This window comes from Agrobacterium sp. BT-220-3 (assembly GCF_025910175.1).
GTDB lineage: Bacteria > Pseudomonadota > Alphaproteobacteria > Rhizobiales > Rhizobiaceae > Agrobacterium > Agrobacterium oryzihabitans.
Map to the genome: position 1 here is coordinate 40,521 of NZ_JAPAIX010000010.1, position 21,555 is coordinate 62,075.

Here is a 21,555-nt window from a genome sequence, read left to right on the forward strand (position 1 = left end):
TCTAAAAATTAGTGTATTGAAAGGAAATTAATTCAGGAGGGTAGACGCATTGGATCGCCTAGACCGTAAGATTTTGCGCATTCTGCAAGAAGATTCCACCTTGGCTGTCGCTGATCTGGCGAAGAAGGTCGGCCTTTCCACGACGCCCTGTTGGCGGCGTATCCAGAAGATGGAGGAGGACGGTGTCATCCGTCGGCGCGTGGCGCTGCTGGATCCGGTCAAGGTCAACACCAAGGTCACCGTTTTTGTCTCCATCCGCACCGCTTCCCATTCCATCGAATGGCTGAAGCGGTTTTCCGAGGTGGTGTCCGAATTTCCTGAAGTCGTCGAGTTTTACCGCATGAGCGGCGATGTCGATTATCTGCTGCGCGTCGTCGTGCCTGACATCGCGGCCTATGACGCCTTCTACAAGCGGATGATCGCCAAGATCGAGATTCGCGACGTGTCGTCGGCCTTTGCCATGGAACAGATCAAATATACGACGGAACTGCCGCTCGATTACATGCTTCTCGACAATCCGAAATCCGGCGAGGAGTGATCCCCGCTTGATCAGGCTTAGATCAATGCCCTTTCCGGCTGCCGGGAAGGGCATTTTCCGTTTGTGGTCTGGTCGGTCCGCAACTGCGCAAGCGGGTTGACTCACAGTCGCGCAAGGAGGTGTGCCAAAGGGCGCTTCCCTGCGGCGCGACAATCTTATTCCGCCCGTAACGGCAAATTCGCACATTCAATTCTCTTCGTGCTGCCGCCGCGCAAAGCGTTATTTTGATAAATTCGCTCGAATATCTACGCTTTTATTATTGAAGGATGGCAACAGCGAAGGATATCCACATGCTCACAAGACGCGGAACATTGGGACTGATTGCGGGTGCGACGGGGGCGGTGTTCCTGCCGCATGTCCGGCGGGCTGGTGCCGCAACCACCACATTGCGGATCGGCTGGCAGAAAAATGGCGTGATTGCGCTGGCGAAAAGCCAGGGTGCGCTCGAAGCGCTTGGTGCGGGCGCGCTGGATATCGGGCCGACGGGCGACGTGCCGCCACTCTTCGCGCAGGCCGCCGGTGGCAATCTGCGTTATGTGGGCACCTATAAGGGCGCGGCCGGTGGCTCGGCAATCCTCGTGCAGAAGGATTCGCCGCTGAAGACGCTGGCGGATCTGAAGGGCAGGAAGGTTGCCTTCAAGCGCGGCTCCAGCGCCCACAATGTCACCGTGAAAGCATTGCGGAAGGCGGGGCTGACGCTGAATGATATAACCCCCGTGGATCTCGCCCCGCCGGATGCGGCCGCCGCCTTCCGCAGCGGCAGCATCGATGCCTGGTCGATCTGGGATCCTTATTTCGCGGTGGCCGAAAAAGAACCGACGACACGGGTTCTCGCGACGGCCGAGGGGATTGTCGATCCCTGGAGTTACTTCCTCGCCAATGGCGATTTCGTCGAAAGCAATCCCGATCTCGTGCCGCTGATCCTCAAGGAGCTGGCGAATGTCGGCGCAAGGGCGCAGGCCAATATTGACGCGACGGCGAAGTCGCTGGCGGCGATCACCGGCGTTCCGGAGGATGTCACCAAGGTTTCGCTGACGCGCCCGGGTGCGGATCTCGGACGGGTCTCGCTGGTTCCTGATAAGGCTGTCAGCTATCAGCAGGCGCTTGCCGACGAGTTCTACGATCTGAAAATCGTGCCGAAGAAGCTCAAGGTCGCCGATATCGTCTGGCGGCCGAAGGCGAGCTGAGGCGGGCGGGAAAGTCGAGTCTCTTCAACCGTCTGGCTGTTATTGCTGAGAGATTGATTCAGGTAAGTGCCGTGTTCGTCGCATGCAGGACGAGTGCGTGCCGCTTGTTTCTTCTCCCCGCCGGGGAGAAGGTCGCCGCAGCGGGATTAGGGGGCGACGGCAGGGATATGCGGAGAGCTTACCCTCTCATCTGACCCTTCGGGCCATCTTCTCCCCGGCGGGGAGAAGAAACCTGTGGCAACGTTGAGGTGCAAGAAGTCGAAGCTGCATCAGCCCTTGAGCTTCGCAACCACCAGATGACCCGGTGTCGGGTTGCCGTCCTGCATGCGTACGTTGATATCGGTGACTTCGAGAACCTCGAAACCGGTCGCCGCCAGTCTTTCGCGCACATAGGTTTCCGCATGGGCGAAACGCTGGTGCGGGCCGACGATATAGGGGCGTCCGGCCATGGTCGCTTCCGGTAGAGTTTCCGAGGAGAAGATCAGCAGCCCACCGGGGACGAGGTTTTCGGCGGCGCCGAAAAACAGCGGTTCCAGCGCGCCGAGATAGGGCAGCACATCGGTTGCGGTGATGATGTCGAAGGGCTCGTCGTCATTGTCCTCGAGAAAATCCTCGGCTTCGGCGACATAAAGTGTCTCGTAGAGGTCTTTCTCATGGGCGATCTCGACCATGTTTTCGGAAATGTCGATGCCGGTGATGTCGTCGGCCATGTCGCGCAGCGCCTCGCCGGTCAGGCCGGTGCCGCAGCCGAGATCGAGCAGGCGCTTGAAGGGGCCGAGCTTCAGCGTCTGCAGGCGCTGGCGCACCATCATCGGCACGGCATAACCGAGTTGTTCGACGAGAATATCTTCGAAGGCTTCGGCATGCTGGTCGAACAGGGTCTCGACATAGGCGTCAGGCGCTTTCGACGGTGGCTCTCCGCGGCCCATGGCGGCGATGCGGACGGCCGCGCCGCCGTGATCTTCCGGATCGATGGCCAGAACCTCTTCATAGGCCTTTACCGCGGCATCCACATCGCCTGCTTTTTCAAGCGCCAGCGCGCGGTTATAGGCTTCGGCAAGCGCCTCTTCGTCAATTTTCTGATTCTTCGTCATCGTGCGGTATCCGTCAGCGTCTTCAGTTGAAGTCTGCTGTAAGCCGCAACGGGCATGGGCGCAATGTTTATATGGCGCGATAGATCAGTGGAGGATGAACTCTCCTTTCAGCGCGCGCCATTCCTGCGCCGAGATTACCTGCCGGTGCACATAGCGGACGGAGTGCAACGGTCCGTCGAGCTTTTCCTGCCAGAATTTGAGGAAACCGTGCATTTCGGGGAAGTCCGGGGCGAGATCATAGTCCTGCCAGACATAGGTCTGAAGAACCAGCGGATGGTCCGGCATGCGATAGAAAATCTGGGCGGTGGTGAGGCCGTAGCCCCTCAGCATCATTTCCATGTCCTTGTTCATGACGGCGGTTCCCGTTTTCATGATTGCCGATAACAGCATTGCCGCTGTATCTGATATGGGAACACGGGATGGTTAATCCAAGCTTGCCAAAGGCACGGACTGTCACAAAATAGTTATATTTTTCAAAATGTTGGCAGCCTTGCTTAGTGAGTGCTGCCAACTCTGCGCGATCGCGCGCTAGCGCTTGAGATGGCGCGTCAGGCGGGCTTCCAGCCATGCCCAGACGTGTCTGAGCGTCTCGACAATCGTCAGGTAGAAGATCGCGGCCCAGAGATAGGCCTGATAATCAAAGGTGCGGGAGAAGGCGTAACGCGTCTGTCCCATCAGGTCGAAGACCGTGACGATGGAGACTACCGCCGAGCCCTTGATCATCAGAATGATCTCGTTGCCATAGGGACGCAGCGCCACGATGAGCGCCTGCGGCAGGATGACCTTGCGCATGGTGATGAATTTCGAGAGGCCGAGCGAGGCGGCGCCTTCGTGCTGGCCTTGCGGCACGCTGCGGATCGCGCCACGCAGGATTTCGGCCTGATAGGCGGCGGTGTTGAGGGTGAGCGACAGGAGGCCGCAATACCACGCCTCACGGAAGAACCACCACAGGCCGACGGTTTCCAGCCCCTGGCGGAAGCTGCCGAGGCCGTAATAGATCAGAAAGAGCTGCGCGAGCAGCGGCGTGCTGCGAAACACGTAGACATAGGCATAGGCCAGCGCGCCGAGGACGCGGTTTTCCGACATGCGGGCAAAGGCGATCGGTACCGAGAGAATGGCGCCGAGGATGATCGAACTGCCGACCAATGTGATGGTGGTGATGAGGCCGTCAATGTAACGCGGCCCGTAACGCTCGAATTTCGCCCAGTCCCAGCCTTCGATCATGGCAAAGAGCAGCCCGGCAGCGAGCAGCAGCCAGAGCGTGATGACGGCAATACCGGCGATGCGCGAGATATTGAGCGGTTTGTCGACGGCAACCGGGGCAGGGCGCGGTGGAATGAGTTCCTGAACGTGGCTCATCGGCTCGCCTCCGATTTGCGTGACCAGCGATCGATGAAGCCGATCCCGATGGAGGAGAGAAGTGCGAGGATAAGATAGAGCAGACAGGCGATACCGTAAAAGAAGAAGGCTTCCTTGCTGACACGGGCGGCGATGCCGGTCTGGCGCACGATATCGGCAAGGCCGATGATCGAGACATAGGAGGTGTCTTTCAGCAGGATGACCCAGAGATTGGTCATGCCGGGCAGGGCGATCCTGACCAGCTGCGGAATGATGATGAGCACCATGGTGCGGCCACGCGAAAGGCCGAGTGCGTGGCCTGCCTCATATTGCCCCTTTGGGATGGCCTTGAAGGCGGATAGCAGCACTTCGGAGGCATAGGACGAAAACACCACGGAAAGCGCGATCATGCCCGCCACGAAGGCGTTGATCTCGACGGGGCCGGTGATGCCGACATAACCCGCGACCGATTGCAGCAATATCTGGATGCCGTAATAGACGATGAAGAGCGTCAGGAGTTCCGGCAGGCCGCGAAAGATGGTGGTGTAGATACCGGCCGCGAGCCTCAGCGATTTTTCCTCGGATTGCGCTGCGAGCGCGATGAGGAAACCGATCAGCAGCCCGACGGGCAGCGTGGCAAGCGCCAGGGTTATGGTGACCTTGACGCCGAAGGCGATTTCGTCGCCCCAGCCGGCATCGCCGCAGGCGACGAGGGTGCCGTTTCCGAAAAGCGAGAAGAGACCGACCGGTCCGCAGAAGGGATCGAGAAGTGTCGAGACATAGGTCCAGAACGCACCTATGGCGGAAAATGCTCCGCTCATGCCAGTTTTCCCCCGCGGTCTTAAGCCGCCGTGATTGTTATGGTTACGTTTTCAAACAAAAATGGCGGAAGGGCAAGCCTTCCGCCACGAGATTTCAACAAGCACTGTGCCTGTTACTGGCCGTAAACGTCGAAATCGAAGTATTTTTTGTTGATTTCCTGATATTTGCCGTTGGCGCGGATGCCGGCGATGGCGGCGGTAAACTTGTCGGCAAGCGCCGTGTCACCCTTGCGCACGGCAACGCCCGCGCCATTGCCGTTGATCTCGACATCCACCGGAAGCGGCGTCAGGATCTTGCAGCAGGCGCCGGCATCCGTCTTCAGCCATTCCGAAAGGACGACGATATCGTCGATGACGGCGTCGATGCGGCCGTTGGCGATATCGAGCTTATATTCGTCCGCGGTCGGATACATTTTCAGGTCGGAACCCGGAAAATGCTTTTCGGCATAGTTGGAGTGGGTGGTGGAGCCCTGGGCGCCGAGCGACTTGCCCTTGAGATCATCGACGGACTTGATCGGCGAATCCTTCGGCACGGCGATTGCCGGCGGGGTGTTGTAATATTTCTTGGAGAAGTCGACCTTCTCGAGACGCTCGGGTGTGATCGACATCGACGCGATGATGGCATCGAACTTCTTGGCCTGCAGGGCCGGAATGATGCCGTCCCAGTCATTGGTGACGAAGGTGCACTCGGCCTTCATCTCGACGCAGAGCGCCTTGGCGATGTCGATGTCGAAGCCGGTCAGCGTGCCGTCGGCCTCAAGATTGTTGAAAGGCGGGTAGGCGCCTTCGGTGCCGATGACGATCTTGTCCTGCGCGAGGGCAGCACCTGAAAACAGCGAGATGGCGGCAATCGATACGGCTGCAAGCAGACGGGTGGAAATAGGCATTTCGATCCTCTCTTTTGGTCGTTCATCCGCAGTCTGTTGTTTTTTTCAGTGCGGACGCCTTGAGCGCCAGGCGCAACAGAATGGCTTTCACCCTTCGTGGCCTTCGGCGTGGCTCAGATTATTCATCCGGTTGGTCAAAAAATGCAACTGCAATATTAGCCAGCGCGATTTGGCCGCGGCGCCATCACGAAAACGCCTTGATCTGTTCATTTCCAGTACAGAAGGCTTTGGTCATCATGGGAACCGAAGCCTGTGCAAGGCGTTGACCAGCGCCTGCACGCGCAGCCGGATTAAAACATGTCGCGACATAAGCGATGTATAACGATTGGCAGATGAGGAAGCACCGATGCTGAAGAAGAACACATTGCTGACGGGGGTGGTTTTCCCCCTCATGTCGCTGGCGATCGCGGTGGAACCGGCCGCCGCCGGTTTTGCCGGGGCCGCGCGGGCGCAGGCGCAGATGCCGCAATCGCAGACTCACGAGTCTGCGGCTCCGATGATATTGGCTCAGGCGCAACCGGAGGAACAGAACCCGGAAGAGGAGCTGCGAAAGAAGCGCCAGCAGGCCGAAGAGGCGCAGCCGCAGGCCGAACCTCCAAAGCAGGAACAGGCGCCGGAAGCACCACGCGAACGGCCGCCCGAGCCCAAGCAGGAGGCAGCCCCCGCCGAGCCGCGTCCTGAACCTCAACGGGAACCGCAGCGCGAAGCTCAGCCGGAACCCCAGCGCGAGCCTCAGCAGCAGCGCGAGGCCCGCCCCGAGCCTGCGCCTGCCGAGCAGCCGCAGGAGCGCCCACGCCGTCCCGAACGTGCGCAGGAGCCCCAGGGTGGAGGCGAGCAGCAGCCGGCACGCCAGCGTGAAGCCGCACCTGAAGCAGCACCGGCCGAACAGCAGCCAAAGGAACGTCCGCGCAAACCCGAACGGGCAGAGCAGCCTGCGGGCGAGGGCGAACAGCGTCCGCGCAAGGAACGCGCGAAGGAGCCGGCTGCCGAACAGCCCGCCGCACGTCCGGAAAATGCCGAACAGCCGGCCAAGCCCCGCGAGCCGGCAGCCGAGAAAAAGCCGCAGGTAGAGGAAAAGGCCCCGGAACAGAAATCGGAACCGGCTGAAAAGGCTGTTCCGGAGAAAAAGCCGGCCGCGCCGGAACCCGCTGCGAAGGAAGCGCCTGTACCCACCGAAGCGCCCACGCCTGCGCGACCGCCGGCTCCCGAGGCGCAGCCCAATCCTGCTCCCGGTCAGCAGCCTTCCGAAAAACCGCCGGTAGAAGGCCAGGGTAAAACCGAGCCCGCAGCACCGTTGCCAGGCACGTCGACACCTCCGCCGCCAAGTGGCGCCACAACCGGACAGGCGCCTGCCGGCGAACCCGTTCCCAATCAGGTCGCCATTCCGCAGACGGAAGCGCCTGCGTCGACCAAGGAGGAACTGGACAAGGCCAAGGCGATCGCCAAGGATCCGTCCAAGACCGCCGACACGGTCATCCTGCCCGTCGACAAGGGTGCAGCGGTCCTTGATAGCGACAAGGAAGTGGAACGGTCCGGCAACCGTCAGACCCGTGAGGAACGCCGTCGTGAACGCGAACAGGCCGGTGATGTGAAAGTGCCGACCTCCGACGCCGAAGCGCAGCGCGCCGGTGCCGGCGAAGGCAAGGCCCCGCCGCCGCCCGTGAAGATGGAAGCGATCACCTCCCAGCAGGGCGAGCGCATCGACCGCCGTCCGCAATATGAGCGGCCGGAAGGCGTGCGCGAATGGCAGCCGCGTGAAGGCCGTCCACGTGACCGGGATCGCGACGCGCCGATCATCCTGCAATTCGGCGACCGCGTCGTTGTACGCGGCGACGATAACCAGCGCTTCATCCGCGATGGCGGCGAGCCTTATTATGAGCGTCTGCCGGGCGGCCGTGTCCGCGAGACGGTGGAGCGCCGGGATGGCACGCAGGTCGTAACGATCCGCAACCGTTATGGCGACGTCATTCAGCGTTCGCGCATCGACGACCGGGGCCGGGAATACGTGCTGTTCTATGCGCCCGATCTGATGGATGATCCCGACCGCGACTACGTCTATCGCGATCCGGGCCTCGACCTGCCGCCGATGCGCCTGCGCATCCCCGTGCGTGACTACATCATCGACACGTCGAGCGATCCTGACCGCGACTATTACCGCTTCCTGGAACAGCCGCCGGTCGAGCCGGTGGAGCGTGTCTACTCGCTGGACGAAGTGCGCTACTCGGCCCGTATCCGCGACAAGGTGCGCCGTATCGACCTCGATACGATTACCTTCGCCACGGGCAGCGCCGAAATTCCGATGGCGCAGGCACGTTCGCTGCGCAAGGTGGCGGATGCGATCAACAAGGCGCTGGAGAAAAACCCGGGCGAAACCTTCCTCATCGAAGGCCATACCGATGCCGTCGGTTCGGATGAAAGCAACCTCGTGCTTTCCGACGAACGCGCCGCATCCGTCGCCAATGTGCTGACCGATGTCTACGGCATTCCGCCGGAAAACCTGGCGACGCAGGGTTATGGCGAGCGTTACCTGAAGGTTCAGACGCTCGGCCCGGAACAGCAGAACCGCCGCGTCACCATCCGCCGCGTGACACCGCTGGTGAAGCCGGTCGCCCAGAACTGATCGGGTTCAGGTGAAAAACAAAAGCCCGGAAAGCGCAAGCTCTCCGGGCCTTTTTGTTGTTTTTGACGAGCCTTTCCAGCAACTCGGCGTCATCCTCGGGCTTGACCCGAGGATGACTGAGAAGACTCAGTTCAGCGCCACCGCGATCTCTGCCGCAAGCTGCGCATTGTTGCGCACCAGCGCAATATTGGTCTCGAGGCTGCGGCCATCCGTCAGGCGGAAGATATCGCCGAGCAGATAGGGCGTGACCGCCTTGCCGGTGACCTCGTCGCGCTCGGCGTGGGAGATGGCGCGGTTGATGTAGATTTCCATTTCCTCGCGCGGAATTTCGTCTTCTTCCGGCACGGGATTGGCCACCAGCATGCCGCCATCGATGCCCAGCTGCTCGCGGGTCACCTGGAAATTGGCGATAGCCGCCGGGCTGTTGAGCGAGAGCGGGCTCGGCAGGCCGGAGGAGCGCGACCAGAAAGCCGGGAATTCTTCCGAACCGAAGGTGACGACCGGTACGCCGTTGGTTTCGAGAACTTCCAGTGTCTTCGGAATATCCAGAATGGCCTTGGCGCCGGCGCAGACGACGATTACGCCGGTTTTGGCAAGTTCGGTCAGATCGGCGGAAATATCGAAGGTCTCTTCCGCGCCCTTGTGCACACCGCCGATGCCGCCGGTGGCGAAAACGCGGATGCCGGCACGGGCGGCGGCGATCATGGTGGCGGCCACCGTGGTCGCGCCGGTGCGGCGCTCGGCAATCGCGAAGGCGATATCGGCGCGCGAGACCTTCATGGCGTCGGTGGTCTTTGCGAGCGCCTCAAGCTGGTCCTTCTCGAGGCCGATATGCAGGGTGCCGTGAATGACGGCGATTGTTGCCGGAACGGCGCCCTGATCGCGGATGATCTGCTCGACGCTTTCAGCCATCTCGATGTTGCCGGGATAGGGCATGCCATGGGTGATGATGGTCGATTCAAGGGCGACGATCGGCGCGCCGCGCTGCTTGGCGGCGGCAACCTCTTGCGAATAGACGATGGGCAGGAGCGGGGAGATGGGGCGGGTCATTCTGTCTGTTCCAGGTTCTTAAAACGGGTTCATGCCAGCATTTCGGCCTCGGGGACAAGCCCCAACATGGCCTCGACACTGTCTTTTGATAGGTCTTGGGCGGTGGCGAAGGGTGATTGCACCGTGATGGCGGCTGCCGCGGCACCCAGCCGCAATGCTTGTGCGATGGTTTTGCCCTCGGCGATTGCCGCGAGATAACCGGAGGCCATGGCGTCTCCCGCACCCGTCACGTCCTTTACCTCGCGGATGAGCGGCGGGTGGAGAATTGCTGTTTCCGTCGCATTGAAGGCCACGACTTCGCTTGCACCACGGGTGACGACGCCACCGACAAGCCCGGCCTTGCGCAGGATTTCCGGCCAGTCGCGCACATTTGCTGTCGTTTGCCCGGTCAGGGCGCGGGCCTCCGCCTCATTCATGAAGAGCATGTCGATATCGGCGAGCGCGCCTTTCAGCTTCACTGCCTTGGCGGGCGAAATTGCGATGGCCGCAAGCGGCTTTTCGCAGGCGCGGGCAACGAGACCGAGCGCCGTCAGCGTATCTTCGGGCAGATTGGCGTCGCAGAGGAGAAGATCGCTCGCGGTAATCGCTTCACGCACCGCGCGAACTTTAAGGCGGCGCGGGGAAAACAGCCGGTAAAGATCCATATCGGCAAGCGCGATGACGAGATTGCCGTCGCGTTCCATAATGGCGGTGTAGCTCGGCGTGCGACGGTCGAGGAAGGTGAAGGGCGTATCTTCCACGCCCGCCTGTCTTGCGGCTTCCGCCACGGCTTCACCGGTGACGTCGCCGCCGCGCGGCGCGATGATGCGGACCTGAAAACCGAGCCGGGCGAGATTGCGCGCCGCGTTGAAACCGCCGCCGCCGGCCTCTTCCATCCAGGAGCCGGGATTGCTGGCGCCGGGCGCCGTTTCCGCCTCGATCATGCCACGCCGGTCTATGTGCGCGCCGCCCAGAACGAGTATTTTCTTCACGCTTGCGTTTCCCTCTCTGGCGGATGGAAAGACCGGACGATTCGGCCTAAAATGGTGTCTTCCTGACCTCGCATCCCGTTTGCGGCGATGGGCCGCGCACGGAAAAACGAAAGCAGAACAAACGATTTATCCCTATTTGTTTTCAATATGCTGGCTCAGCCTTGCGGAATGAGAACAAATAGAGTACATACCATTTCCATACTGCTTCATTGCCTGTGCGGCTTCAATAACCTAAAGGTGGTTCGGATGGCACAAAATTCTTTGCGTCTCGTAGAGGATAAATCGGTGGATAAAAGCAAGGCACTGGAAGCGGCGCTCTCCCAGATCGAACGGTCGTTCGGCAAGGGATCGATCATGAAGCTCGGTTCCAATGAAAACGTGGTTGAGGTGGAGACCGTTTCGACGGGTTCGCTCAGCCTGGATATTGCGCTCGGTATCGGCGGCCTGCCGAAGGGGCGTATCGTTGAGATTTACGGTCCTGAAAGCTCCGGTAAAACCACGCTGGCGTTGCAGACGATTGCGGAAGCCCAGAAGAAGGGCGGTATCTGCGCCTTCGTGGATGCCGAGCATGCGCTCGACCCGGTCTATGCCCGCAAGCTTGGTGTGGATTTGCAGAACCTCCTGATCTCGCAGCCGGATACAGGCGAGCAGGCCCTCGAAATCACCGATACGCTGGTGCGTTCCGGTGCCGTCGATATTCTGGTCGTGGACTCGGTTGCGGCGCTGACGCCGCGGGCCGAAATCGAAGGTGAGATGGGCGACAGCCTGCCGGGTCTTCAAGCGCGTTTGATGAGCCAGGCGCTGCGCAAGCTGACGGCCTCGATCTCCAAGTCGAAGTGCATGGTGATCTTCATCAACCAGATCCGCATGAAGATCGGCGTCATGTTCGGTTCGCCGGAAACGACGACGGGCGGCAACGCGCTGAAGTTTTACGCTTCCGTGCGCCTCGACATTCGCCGCATCGGCGCCGTCAAGGAGCGCGAAGAGGTTGTCGGCAACCAGACCCGCGTCAAGGTCGTCAAGAACAAGATGGCGCCGCCCTTCAAGCAGGTGGAATTCGACATCATGTATGGCGAAGGCGTATCGAAGACCGGTGAGCTGGTCGATCTCGGCGTGAAGGCCGGTATCGTCGAGAAATCCGGTGCCTGGTTCTCCTATAACAGCCAGCGTCTGGGGCAGGGGCGTGAAAACGCCAAGACCTTCCTGCGCGACAATCCGGAAACGGCAAATGAGATCGAACTGGCGCTGCGCCAGAATGCCGGTCTGATCGCCGACCGCTTCCTGCAGAATGGTGGCCCGGACGCCGGCGAAGGCGACGACGGCAGCGACGAAGGCTGATGCATTTCGTGAAGGTCCGGGCATCTCCGCCCGGAGACTTCGCCTGAACTTGTATAGATCAAAAGGGGCCGTGCGATTTTTCTTCGCGTGGCCCTTTTTCTTTGCCTATATGTCTTGCTTCGCCTCCATGGCTGGACAGGGCAGGATGCGAACGATAAAAGCCAGTGATTTTGCAATAGAGCCATCGTTTCCGATGGCGGTGATGGACTCCAGCTGTGAGCGGTGTGTGGGCATGAGCGGTGTGAATGAAATTCGGTCGACCTTTCTCGACTACTTCAAGAAAAACGGACACGAGGTCGTGCCCTCCAGCCCGCTGGTGCCGCGCAACGATCCGACACTGATGTTCACCAATGCCGGCATGGTGCAGTTCAAGAACGTCTTCACCGGTCTTGAAAGCCGTCCCTATTCCACGGCTGCCTCGGCGCAGAAATGCGTGCGCGCCGGCGGCAAGCATAACGACCTGGACAATGTCGGTTATACGGCACGCCACCATACCTTCTTCGAAATGCTCGGCAATTTCTCCTTCGGCGATTATTTCAAGGAAGAGGCGATCACCCACGCCTGGAACCTGATCACCAAGGAGTTCGGCATCGATCGCAACCGTCTGCTGGTCACGGTCTATCACACTGACGACGAGGCCTTTGATCTCTGGAAGAAGATCGCCGGCTTTTCCGACGACCGCATCATCCGCATTCCGACCAGTGACAATTTCTGGGCCATGGGCGATACCGGTCCCTGCGGTCCCTGCTCGGAAATCTTCTACGACCACGGCGACCATATCTGGGGCGGCCCGCCCGGTTCGCCGGACGAGGATGGCGACCGGTTCATCGAAATCTGGAACCTCGTCTTCATGCAATATGAGCAGCTGACGAAGGAAGAACGCATCGACCTGCCGCGCCCGTCGATTGACACCGGCATGGGTCTCGAGCGTATTTCCGCGCTGCTGCAGGGCAAGCACGACAATTACGACACCGATCTGTTCCGCGCGCTGATTTCGGCCTCCGTTGAAGCGACGGGCGTTCCGGCCGAAGGCGAAAAGCGCGCCAGCCATCGCGTCATTGCTGATCACCTACGCTCGTCTGCTTTCCTCATCGCCGATGGCGTTCTGCCGTCCAATGAAGGCCGTGGTTATGTCCTGCGCCGCATCATGCGCCGCGCCATGCGCCATGCCGAGCTTCTGGGCTCGCGCGAGCCGCTGATCTACAAGCTTTTGCCGGCGCTGGTGCAGCAGATGGGCCGCGCCTATCCGGAACTGGTGCGCGCCGAGGCGCTGATTTCCGAGACGCTGAAGCTCGAGGAAACCCGTTTCCGCAAGACGCTGGAGCGTGGCCTGTCGCTTCTGTCCGACGCGACCTCGACCCTGCACAAGGGCGACATGCTGGACGGCGAGACCGCCTTCAAGCTCTACGACACCTATGGTTTCCCGCTCGATCTGACGCAGGACGCGCTGCGCGCCCGCGAAATCGGCGTCGATATTTCTGGCTTTACGGATGCCATGGAGCGCCAGAAGGCGGAAGCGCGCTCGCACTGGGCCGGTTCCGGCGACAAGGCGACGGAAACCGTCTGGTTCGAGCTGAAGGAAAAATTCGGCGCGAGTGAATTCCTCGGATATGACACGGAAACCGCCGAAGGCGTCATTCAGGCGATCGTCAAGGATGGCAAGTCGGTTGACAGCGCCGCCGATGGCGAAACGGTGCAGATCGTCGTCAACCAGACGCCGTTTTATGGTGAGTCCGGTGGCCAGATGGGCGATACCGGCGTGATCTCCTCGGACAATGGCGCCTTTACCGTTTCCGACACCCAGAAGAAGGGCGAGGGTCTCTTCGTGCATACGGGCACCGTTTCCAAGGGTGGCTTCAAACTCGGCGAAGCCGTGCAGCTGACGGTCGATCATGACCGTCGTTCGCGTCTGCGCGCCAACCACTCCGCCACCCACCTGCTGCATGAGGCGCTGCGCGAAGTGCTGGGCACCCATGTGGCCCAGAAGGGTTCGCTGGTCGCGCCCGAGCGCCTGCGCTTCGACGTTTCGCATCCGAAGCCGATGTCGGCCGAAGAGCTGAAGGTTGTCGAGGAAATGGCAAACGAGATCGTGTTGCAGAATTCGCCGGTCGTCACGCGTCTGATGAGCGTTGACGACGCCATTGCCGAGGGCGCCATGGCGCTGTTCGGTGAAAAATACGGCGATGAGGTTCGCGTGGTGTCCATGGGCACCGGCGTGCAGGGGGCGAAAGCCAACCGGCCCTATTCCGTCGAGCTTTGCGGTGGCACCCATGTTGCCGCAACCGGCCAGATCGGCCTTATCCGCATTCTCGGCGAAAGCGCCGTCGGTGCGGGCGTGCGTCGTCTTGAAGCCGTGACGGGGCAGGGCGCGCTTGCCTATCTCGCCGAGCAGGATGAGCGGGTAAAGGCGCTGGCCTCTTCGCTGAAGGTGCAGCCGGGCGATGTGCTGTCGCGTGTCGAGGGCCTTCTCGACGAGCGCAAGAAGCTGGAGCGCGAACTTGCCGATGCCCGCAGGAAACTCGCCATGGGTGGCGGTTCTTCGGATGCCGGCGCCAATGACGTCCAGCAGGTTGCAGGCGTCAATTTCCTCGCCAAATCCCTGTCCGGCATCGATGCCAAGGACCTCAAGGGTCTTGCCGATGAAGCCAAGGCCAATCTCGGTTCCGGCGTCGTGCTGCTGATTGCCGTTTCCGAAGATGGCAAGGCAAGCGCTGTCGCCGCCGTGACCGAAGATCTGACGGCCCGTTTCAGCGCCGTCGATATCGTCCGCACGGCCTCTGCCGCTCTTGGCGGCAAGGGTGGCGGTGGACGCCCCGATATGGCGCAGGCCGGTGGCCCGGATGGCGCCAAGGCGCAGGAGGCCATCGAAGCGGTGGCTGCGGCGCTCGCTGCATGATCTGGAAGAATTGAAGAGGCGGGGTTTTACCCCGCCTTTTTATTCTGGATGGTCCGGAAGGAATGCGATGCGCTTTGTAAATCCGATCCCTTTCGTGCGCGATATCAATCGCTCCAAGGAATTTTATCGTGACAGGCTCGGCCTCACCATAGTGGAGGATTTCGGGAATTTCGTCCTCTTCGAAACCGGCTTTGCAATTCATGACGGGCGGTCGCTTGAAGAGACGGTCTGGCGGACGTCGCGGGGTGCGGAAGAGCCCTATGGCAGACGAAACATGCTGCTTTATTTCGAACATGCGGATGTGGAAGCGGCTTTTCAAAGCATCGCGCCGCATGTGGAGCTTATTCATCCTCTTGAGCGGCAGGCCTGGGGCCAAAGGGTGTTTCGTTTTTACGATCCGGATGGGCATGCAATAGAGGTCGGAGAGCCGCTCGGCCAATCCGGGGAGTAACCCGTCGCGAAGATCGAGCCCGACAGACGGCGTCCGCACGGACCACGGTTGATTTGTTGCAAAAGGGGCGGGCTGCTTATCCCGTTGCCTGCAAATCCTTCGCCGCTTCCTCATCCAGCTGGGCGGCCCGCTTGAAGGCCGGGCGGTCGGTCAGATGCGACATGTAATCGATGAAGGCGGGACGTTTTTCGATCGTGCCGAAGTGCAGTCCCCAGCCGACATGGGCGCCGACATAGACATCCGCCGCGGTGAAAAGATCGCCGGCGACATAGCGGTTTTCACTGACGGCGCGTTCAAGGGTGTTCATCACATCCGCATAGCTGCCGCAGCCCGCCATGCGCAGCTTTTCCTTCGGCACTTCAAACCCATCGCCTTCATGCTGGCCGCCATTTCCAGCGGTCCGGCGGCGAAGAACATCCAGCGGTAATAAAGTCCGCGCGCTTTCGGCGTCGGTGCGAGATTGGCACCCGGAAAGGCATCGGCGAGATAAGCGCAGATCGCCGCCGCCTCGGTGACGATGGTATCGCCGTGTTTGATGGCGGGCACCTTGGCCATCGGGTTTATCAGCCGGTAGGCGGGCGATTTCATCGAGGTTTCGAAGCCCAGTATCTCCGTTTTATACGGAACGCCGACTTCTTCGAGCATCCAGCGCGCGATGCGACCGCGCGACATGGGATTTGTGTAGAAGATCAACTCACTCATGGCTTTGCCTCCCCAAGCAAAATCGCCTAAGCATCATGAGAAAACCGGTGCGGATTTCTTGCTGTCACGGTGCGTTTTTATGGTCCGCAGCATCATTCGCGCGTCTTTCAGGTTTGCGCCGACGCTGCGTTGAAATTTTGACTGTGCCGAGCAAGTGATGTGTGAGTAAATGCTGTTTCAGCTTTGTCTTATTGTTGTGTTGGCCGCGGCACGGTGCGGAATGGAAGTTTGCGCCTAGTGCAACGTCTAATCAAGATACTGTGAACAAAAAAAGAAACCCGGCGTTGCGGCCGGGTTTTTGTTTCCTGGATATTTCATGCCGCCTGTCAGGACGTGATCACGTCTTTCCTCGAAGGGTCGGCGGATGTGCAGCGAGTGTGGTGCGGGTTAAGCGGCCATGCGTCTTTTGCCATGTCTTGTGGCAGCCAGCAGCGCCACAAAAAAGGCGATGGTGGTGAGCACGGTGCGGACGAGGTTGGAAAGCGCCCATCGGTCACGCAGTTCCTGCCAGTCGCTCGGTATTTCGGTCGAAACCGTCTTGAAGAACTCGTTGATGGGCACATTGACCATGCGGGTCTGGATCACGACAACCGCGTAGATGACCAGGGCCATGACCCATAGCAGCCGGCTGTCGCGGTCGATGAGTGCTGCGCCGAGAAGGGCGGCGAGCGGAACGAAGAAGGCCGCAAAGAAAATGCCGTTGCGGACGCTGATATTGATGCCGTTGAACGCCTGAATGAAAATATCCGCCTCCAGTTGCTGGAAGGCCATCATGACGGGATTGCTGAAGGCGAAGAAAAAACCGGCCATGATGCCAAGACTAAGCGGTGCGAACAGGCGCAGGGCAAGGCACGCCGGTTCTCTTGTCATTTCCAGTGCGGGAAAGTGCTTTGTTTTTATGTCATGCAGAAATGAGCTGGACATGAAAATCTCCATAGAATATCCGTACGCTATCGTACGGATATTCCGTACGTATCTGTACGGTTTTTGTCAAGGGAGTGCTGATGCGAAGCGAGAGCAAGGAATTACGCCGGCGTGAAATTGTCGAGCACGCCTTCGCCATGCTTGCGCAGGACGGTTATGCCGCGTTTTCCATGCAGGCCCTGGCGAAGGTGAGCAAGTCTTCCAAGGAGACGCTCTACGGCTGGTTCGGGGGAAAGGCCGGTCTTTACGAAGCCATGGTCGCCGAGAATGCCGCAACGCTGGTATTGCCATCGGCGGAGGCGGCGGATGGTGTTGGCGAGCTCTCGCGTTTCGGGGCCGATCTCCTGACGGTGCTTTTGGGAGAACGGGCGGTGCTGCTCAACAGGGTGGCGGCGGCGGAGGCAGGCAGCGAAACCACGCTCGGCGAATTTCTCTCGGCTAAAGGCCGTAGCCATGTCATGCCGAAGCTTGCCATCTATTTTGCGGCTTTGGCGCAGCAGGGCGCCATATGTGCCGAGGCTTCGGAAGAGCCTGCGGAAATCTGGTTGTCGCTTCTGGTTGGGGATTTGCAGGTCAGACGCGCCACGGGTGCGATCGGCCTTCCGACGGAAGAGGACATAAGGGCGCTGTCGGCGCGCGCCGCGATGCTGATATTCCGGCTCTATGGCACGAATGAAAAAACCCGGCGCTGAGGCCGGGTTTTAAAGCTGCGGAGCAAAAAGGCTTAAGCCGCCATCGCCGTCTTGAGGTTCTCGTCGATCTTGTCGAGGAAGGCGGTGGTGGAGAGCCACGGCTGGTCCGGTCCGATGAGGAGCGCCAGATCCTTGGTCATGAAGCCGCTTTCGACAGTGTCGACGCAGACGGTTTCGAGCGTCGTCGCGAACTTCGCCAGCTCGGCATTGTCATCCAGCTTGGCGCGGTGGGCAAGGCCACGGGTCCAGGCGAAGATCGACGCGATCGAGTTGGTCGAGGTTTCCTGACCCTTCTGGTGCTGGCGGTAGTGGCGCGTCACCGTGCCGTGTGCCGCTTCGGCTTCGACCGTGCGGCCGTCCGGCGACAGAAGAACGGAGGTCATCAGGCCGAGCGAACCGAAGCCCTGGGCAACCGTATCGGACTGCACGTCGCCATCGTAGTTCTTGCAGGCCCAGACGTAACCGCCGGACCACTTCAGAGCGGAGGCGACCATGTCGTCGATCAGGCGATGCTCGTAGGTGATGCCGATTTCGTCGAACTTCGCCTTGAACTCGTTCTGGTAGACTTCTTCGAAGATGTCCTTGAAGCGACCGTCGTAAGCCTTCAAGATGGTGTTCTTGGTGGACAGGTAGACCGGCCACTTGCGCATCAGGCCGTACATCATGGATGCGCGGGCGAATTCGCGGATGGATTCGTCAAGGTTGTACATGGCGAGTGCAACGCCGGCGCTCGGGGCGTCGAAGACGTCCTTTTCAATGACCGTGCCGTCTTCACCGACGAACTTGATCGTCAGCTTGCCCTTGCCGGGGAACTTGAAATCGGTTGCCTTGTACTGGTCGCCGAAGGCGTGACGGCCGACGACGATCGGCTTCGTCCAGCCGGGAACGAGGCGCGGAACGTTCTTGCAGATGATCGGCTCGCGGAAGATGACGCCGCCCAGAATGTTGCGGATGGTGCCGTTAGGGCTCTTCCACATCTGCTTCAGGCCGAATTCCTCGACGCGCTGCTCATCCGGCGTGATCGTCGCGCACTTGATGCCGACGCCGTGTTTCTTGATGGCGTGTGCCGCATCGATGGTGACCTGGTCGTTGGTGGCGTCGCGGTTTTCAACCGAGAGGTCGTAATATTCGATGTCGAGATCGAGGTACGGCAGGATCAGCTTGTCCTTGATGAGCTGCCAGATGATACGGGTCATTTCGTCGCCGTCGAGATCGACGACCGGATTGGCTACCTTGATCTTTGCCATGAATTCCTCACCTTCGAAGCTGTGGCGCCTGATAACGCCAATAGTCGGAAAAATATCCGGTGCGGCTATAGCATCGCACGCGCCTGAGGCAAAGCCATGGGGGGCGCTTTTTTGGCGCAGCGCAATAACGCTTTGCGCATTGCCAAACCACAATGCCGGAATACAGTCAGGCGAATCGCTTCGCCCGCCATCGGGCCTATCCCGGGATCACATCATGCGGAATATTCTGCTTCTGACTGCCGCCGTCCTCTTTTCCCATAGCGCCCTTGCGGCGGGGCCTGCCGATCCCGTCCAGAAGGTGATGGACATCACCGTCAAGAACTGGTCCGGCGATGCCGAGAACTGGAAATACATCTTCGACGAGGACATGCTGGTGAGCCTGTTCAGCAAGGACTTCGTTGCGCAATATCGCGAAGCATCCAAGAAGCCTGCCTATGAGGCCGAGAGTGGCGAGAAGGGCGACCCCTTCGGTTACGACGTCGTCACCAATTCGCAGGATGGTTGCCCGCTGGAGGATGTGTCGGTGACCGCGGGTGCAATAAAGGACGGCGTGACGGATGTGACGGCGAAGTTCAAGCTCTGGGCCTGCATGGACGAGGCGGAAATGAAGGCAACGGTCGACGAGGTGCATTTCGATGTCATCGAGGAAGATGGCCGGCCGGTCATCAGCGACATTCACCGGGTTGGCGACGAGGGCAGGGATTCGCTACGCGAAGAGATGGCGACGATCATCAAGGGGGAGTGAGGGCGGTTGCATCCCTCCGCCTTTGATTTTAGCGCCGATCTGTGCCAGTGAAGCGCGCTTTAGCGCATCGGCTCGAAAACCGATGCGACGCTTCAACACACGGACAAACGACGATGGCAGGCACAAACAGCGAGCTTGAACTTGTGGCGGAAGGCCCGGCGATCATTCTGGTCGAACCGCAGCTCGGCGAAAATATCGGCATGGTGGCGCGGGCGATGGCCAATTTCGGCCTTGCCGAATTGCGTCTGGTCAATCCGCGTGACGGCTGGCCGAGCGAGAAGGCGCGGGCTGCCGCTTCCAAGGCTGATCATGTCATCGATGCGACGAAGGTGTTCGAGACGCTTGAAGAGGCGATCAGGGATCTCAACTTTGTTTACGCCACGACCGCACGCGAACGTTACGGTTTCAAGCCGGTGCGTGCGCCCGTCACCGCCGCCGAAACGCTGCGGGCAAAGTTCAAGACGGGGGAAAGAACCGGCATCCTGTTCGGACGTGAGCGCTGGGGCCTGACCAATGAGGAAGTGGCGCTGGCCGACGAGATCGTGACATTTCCGGTCAACCCCGCCTTCGCCTCGCTCAACATCGCGCAGGCCGTGCTTTTGATGTCCTATGAGTGGATGAAGTCCGGCATGGACGATCTGGGTGAAACGCTTTTCCAGTCCGTTGAGCAGCGGCCCTCGACCAAGGAACAGGTGTTCGGCCTGTTCGAGCACATAGAGGAAGCACTCGATGCGCGCGGTTATTTTCATCCGCCCGAAAAAAAGCCGAAAATGGTCGACAATCTGCGCGCGGTGCTGTCGAGACGCGGCTTTTCCGAGCAGGAAATCAGTGTTGTCCGTGGCGTGATCAATTCGCTCGACCGTTTTCCACGGCAGTGGCCGAAGCAGACGGGAAGAGCAGCGGGGCCATCGGCCGAAAGGGCAGGGGAGAATGCTGAAGACGAGTGAGGCCGCGGCCGATGTGCTTAAACCTGTGCTGGTGTTCGATTCCGGCATTGGCGGGCTGACGGTTCTGCGCGAAGCGCGGGTGTTGATGCCCGAGCGCGGCTTCATCTATGTAGCCGACGATGCGGGTTTCCCGTATGGCGGCTGGGAAGAGGAGGCGCTGAAGGCGCGCATTCTCTCACTCTTCGAAAAGCTGCTTGAAGATTACAGTCCCGAAGTCTGCATCATCGCCTGCAACACCGCCTTCACGCTGGCGGGGGCAGATCTGCGGGCGCGCTTTCCGGACATGACCTTCGTGGGCACCGTTCCCGCCATCAAGCCCGCCGCAGAACGCACCCGCTCCGGTCTCGTTTCCGTGCTGGCGACGCCGGGCACCGTCAAACGCGCCTATACGCGCGATCTCATTCAGTCCTTCGCCACGCAATGCCATGTCCGCCTCGTGGGGTCGGAAAATCTGGCACGCATGGCAGAAGGCTGGATCAGGGGCGAGGCTATATCCGACGAAGCCGTGCTTGCCGAAATCGAGCCCTGCTTCATCGACAGCGACGGCAAGCGCACCGATATCGTCGTGCTTGCCTGCACCCACTATCCCTTCATGGCCAATGTGTTTCGCAGGCTGGCGCCCTGGCCGGTCGACTGGCTCGATCCGGCGGAAGCGATTGCCAGGCGCGCGCGTCATCTGGTGCCGCTGCCGCAGGATGCGGAACATCCCGATGGTTTCGACTTCGCCGTCTTCACCTCCGGCAAGCCGGATTTCGCGACGCGGCGGCTGATGCAGGGTTTCGGGCTCAGTGTCTCGTTGAGCTGAGTGCGTGTTGCATTTTTGCATCTTCTCCATCTGAGTTTTGCAATTCGAGATTGCGGCCTCTTGTCGCGTCCGGCATCTTGTGTAAGATGCATCTCGTCTGTAACCGCTATAAAAGGAGGCGTGGAATGACTGATTACATGAATATGCGCCTTAACGGCATGTCTGGCATTTCCGGCATGGTCATCGGTGGTTACATGTCCCGAGGCATCGACCTCCGATAAGGCTTATGGCCTGATTTCCCTGCCGTTTGGCATTCTCACTTCGTCCGACATCTGATTGTGCGTCCGCGTGGCCGACAGGCT

Annotated in this window: 19 protein-coding genes and 1 pseudogene; 10 read left to right on the top strand and 10 right to left on the bottom strand. The window is 60.2% G+C overall.

Annotated elements, in window-relative coordinates:
• Positions 1-49: 49 nt before the first annotated feature.
• Positions 50-538 carry an Lrp/AsnC family transcriptional regulator gene (locus OK142_RS20380; protein WP_003507846.1) on the top strand — a complete coding sequence of 163 codons (489 nt, stop codon included), beginning with the start codon at positions 50-52 and terminating at the stop codon, positions 536-538.
• 290 nt (positions 539-828) lie between these two features.
• Entirely contained in the window at positions 829-1,725 is an 897-nt protein-coding gene (locus OK142_RS20385) for an aliphatic sulfonate ABC transporter substrate-binding protein (protein WP_498684826.1), read from the top strand.
• A 269-nt stretch (positions 1,726-1,994) separates the two neighbouring features.
• On the opposite strand, the gene OK142_RS20390 is transcribed toward OK142_RS20385, so the two are convergent.
• The 5 genes from OK142_RS20390 to OK142_RS20410 all read right to left on the bottom strand — a co-directional run bounded on the left by OK142_RS20390 (position 1,995) and on the right by OK142_RS20410 (position 5,865).
• Complete coding sequence (locus OK142_RS20390) at positions 1,995-2,819, bottom strand: class I SAM-dependent methyltransferase (protein WP_082182544.1); 825 nt, start codon at positions 2,817-2,819, stop codon at positions 1,995-1,997.
• A gap of 84 nt (positions 2,820-2,903) precedes the next feature.
• Complete coding sequence (locus OK142_RS20395) at positions 2,904-3,170, bottom strand: usg protein (RefSeq protein ID WP_035224318.1); 267 nt, start codon at positions 3,168-3,170, stop codon at positions 2,904-2,906.
• Between the two features lie 177 nt (positions 3,171-3,347).
• Entirely contained in the window at positions 3,348-4,178 is an 831-nt protein-coding gene (locus OK142_RS20400) for an ABC transporter permease (RefSeq protein WP_003495290.1), read from the bottom strand.
• Positions 4,175-4,978: an ABC transporter permease gene (locus OK142_RS20405; protein WP_003495292.1), complete on the bottom strand. Its 804-nt coding sequence runs from the start codon at positions 4,976-4,978 to the stop codon at positions 4,175-4,177. Before OK142_RS20405 ends, OK142_RS20400 begins: the two co-directional genes overlap by 4 nt.
• A 113-nt stretch (positions 4,979-5,091) precedes the next feature.
• Positions 5,092-5,865, bottom strand: a complete 774-nt coding sequence (locus OK142_RS20410) for an ABC transporter substrate-binding protein (RefSeq protein WP_003495294.1) — start codon at positions 5,863-5,865, stop codon at positions 5,092-5,094.
• Positions 5,866-6,211: 346 nt separating this feature from the next.
• On the opposite strand from OK142_RS20410, the gene OK142_RS20415 reads away from it, so the two are divergent.
• Positions 6,212-8,485: an OmpA family protein gene (locus OK142_RS20415; protein WP_498684827.1), complete on the top strand. Its 2,274-nt coding sequence runs from the start codon at positions 6,212-6,214 to the stop codon at positions 8,483-8,485.
• A gap of 126 nt (positions 8,486-8,611) precedes the next feature.
• Here OK142_RS20415 and OK142_RS20420 read toward each other — a convergent pair whose 3' ends face one another.
• Together OK142_RS20420 and OK142_RS20425 are read right to left on the bottom strand one after the other, a co-directional pair.
• On the bottom strand, positions 8,612-9,535 hold the full coding sequence (locus OK142_RS20420) for a pseudouridine-5'-phosphate glycosidase (protein WP_082182542.1): 924 nt from the start codon (positions 9,533-9,535) through the stop codon (positions 8,612-8,614).
• 29 nt (positions 9,536-9,564) lie between these two features.
• The gene (locus OK142_RS20425) at positions 9,565-10,506 is read right to left on the bottom strand and encodes a carbohydrate kinase family protein (protein ID WP_498684828.1); all 942 of its coding nucleotides are present in this window, start codon (positions 10,504-10,506) and stop codon (positions 9,565-9,567) included.
• A 246-nt stretch (positions 10,507-10,752) separates the two neighbouring features.
• Here OK142_RS20425 and recA point away from each other — a divergent pair, with 246 nt between their 5' ends.
• The 3 genes from recA to OK142_RS20440 all read left to right on the top strand — a co-directional run bounded on the left by recA (position 10,753) and on the right by OK142_RS20440 (position 15,191).
• Complete coding sequence (recA, locus tag OK142_RS20430; RefSeq protein ID WP_003495306.1) at positions 10,753-11,844, top strand: recombinase RecA; 1,092 nt, start codon at positions 10,753-10,755, stop codon at positions 11,842-11,844.
• Between the two features lie 232 nt (positions 11,845-12,076).
• Entirely contained in the window at positions 12,077-14,740 is a 2,664-nt protein-coding gene (alaS, locus tag OK142_RS20435) for an alanine--tRNA ligase (protein WP_498684829.1), read from the top strand.
• A gap of 67 nt (positions 14,741-14,807) precedes the next feature.
• Positions 14,808-15,191, top strand: a complete 384-nt coding sequence (locus tag OK142_RS20440) for a VOC family protein (RefSeq protein WP_003495310.1) — start codon at positions 14,808-14,810, stop codon at positions 15,189-15,191.
• A gap of 76 nt (positions 15,192-15,267) precedes the next feature.
• On the opposite strand, the pseudogene OK142_RS20445 reads toward OK142_RS20440, so the two are convergent.
• Together OK142_RS20445 and OK142_RS20450 are read right to left on the bottom strand one after the other, a co-directional pair.
• Positions 15,268-15,893 (bottom strand): annotated as a pseudogene (locus tag OK142_RS20445) (glutathione S-transferase family protein).
• Positions 15,894-16,280: 387 nt separating this feature from the next.
• Positions 16,281-16,817 carry an anthrone oxygenase family protein gene (locus OK142_RS20450; RefSeq protein ID WP_498684830.1) on the bottom strand — a complete coding sequence of 179 codons (537 nt, stop codon included), beginning with the start codon at positions 16,815-16,817 and terminating at the stop codon, positions 16,281-16,283.
• 80 nt (positions 16,818-16,897) lie between these two features.
• On the opposite strand from OK142_RS20450, the gene OK142_RS20455 reads away from it, so the two are divergent.
• Positions 16,898-17,509, top strand: a complete 612-nt coding sequence (locus OK142_RS20455; protein WP_498684832.1) for a TetR/AcrR family transcriptional regulator — start codon at positions 16,898-16,900, stop codon at positions 17,507-17,509.
• A gap of 32 nt (positions 17,510-17,541) precedes the next feature.
• Here the strand turns inward: OK142_RS20455 and OK142_RS20460 are convergent, their stop codons facing one another.
• Positions 17,542-18,756 carry an NADP-dependent isocitrate dehydrogenase gene (locus OK142_RS20460; protein ID WP_035242772.1) on the bottom strand — a complete coding sequence of 405 codons (1,215 nt, stop codon included), beginning with the start codon at positions 18,754-18,756 and terminating at the stop codon, positions 17,542-17,544.
• Between the two features lie 214 nt (positions 18,757-18,970).
• On the opposite strand from OK142_RS20460, the gene OK142_RS20465 reads away from it, so the two are divergent.
• From OK142_RS20465 to murI, 3 genes are all read left to right on the top strand, one after another.
• On the top strand, positions 18,971-19,501 hold the full coding sequence (locus tag OK142_RS20465) for a hypothetical protein (protein WP_167373878.1): 531 nt from the start codon (positions 18,971-18,973) through the stop codon (positions 19,499-19,501).
• Between the two features lie 113 nt (positions 19,502-19,614).
• A complete protein-coding gene (locus tag OK142_RS20470) occupies positions 19,615-20,448 on the top strand; it encodes an RNA methyltransferase (RefSeq protein ID WP_003495322.1) in 834 nt (277 codons plus the stop codon).
• Positions 20,432-21,253, top strand: coding sequence for a glutamate racemase (gene murI, locus OK142_RS20475; protein WP_003495324.1), 822 nt, complete (start codon positions 20,432-20,434; stop codon positions 21,251-21,253). Before OK142_RS20470 ends, murI begins: the two co-directional genes overlap by 17 nt.
• Positions 21,254-21,555: the final 302 nt, after the last annotated feature.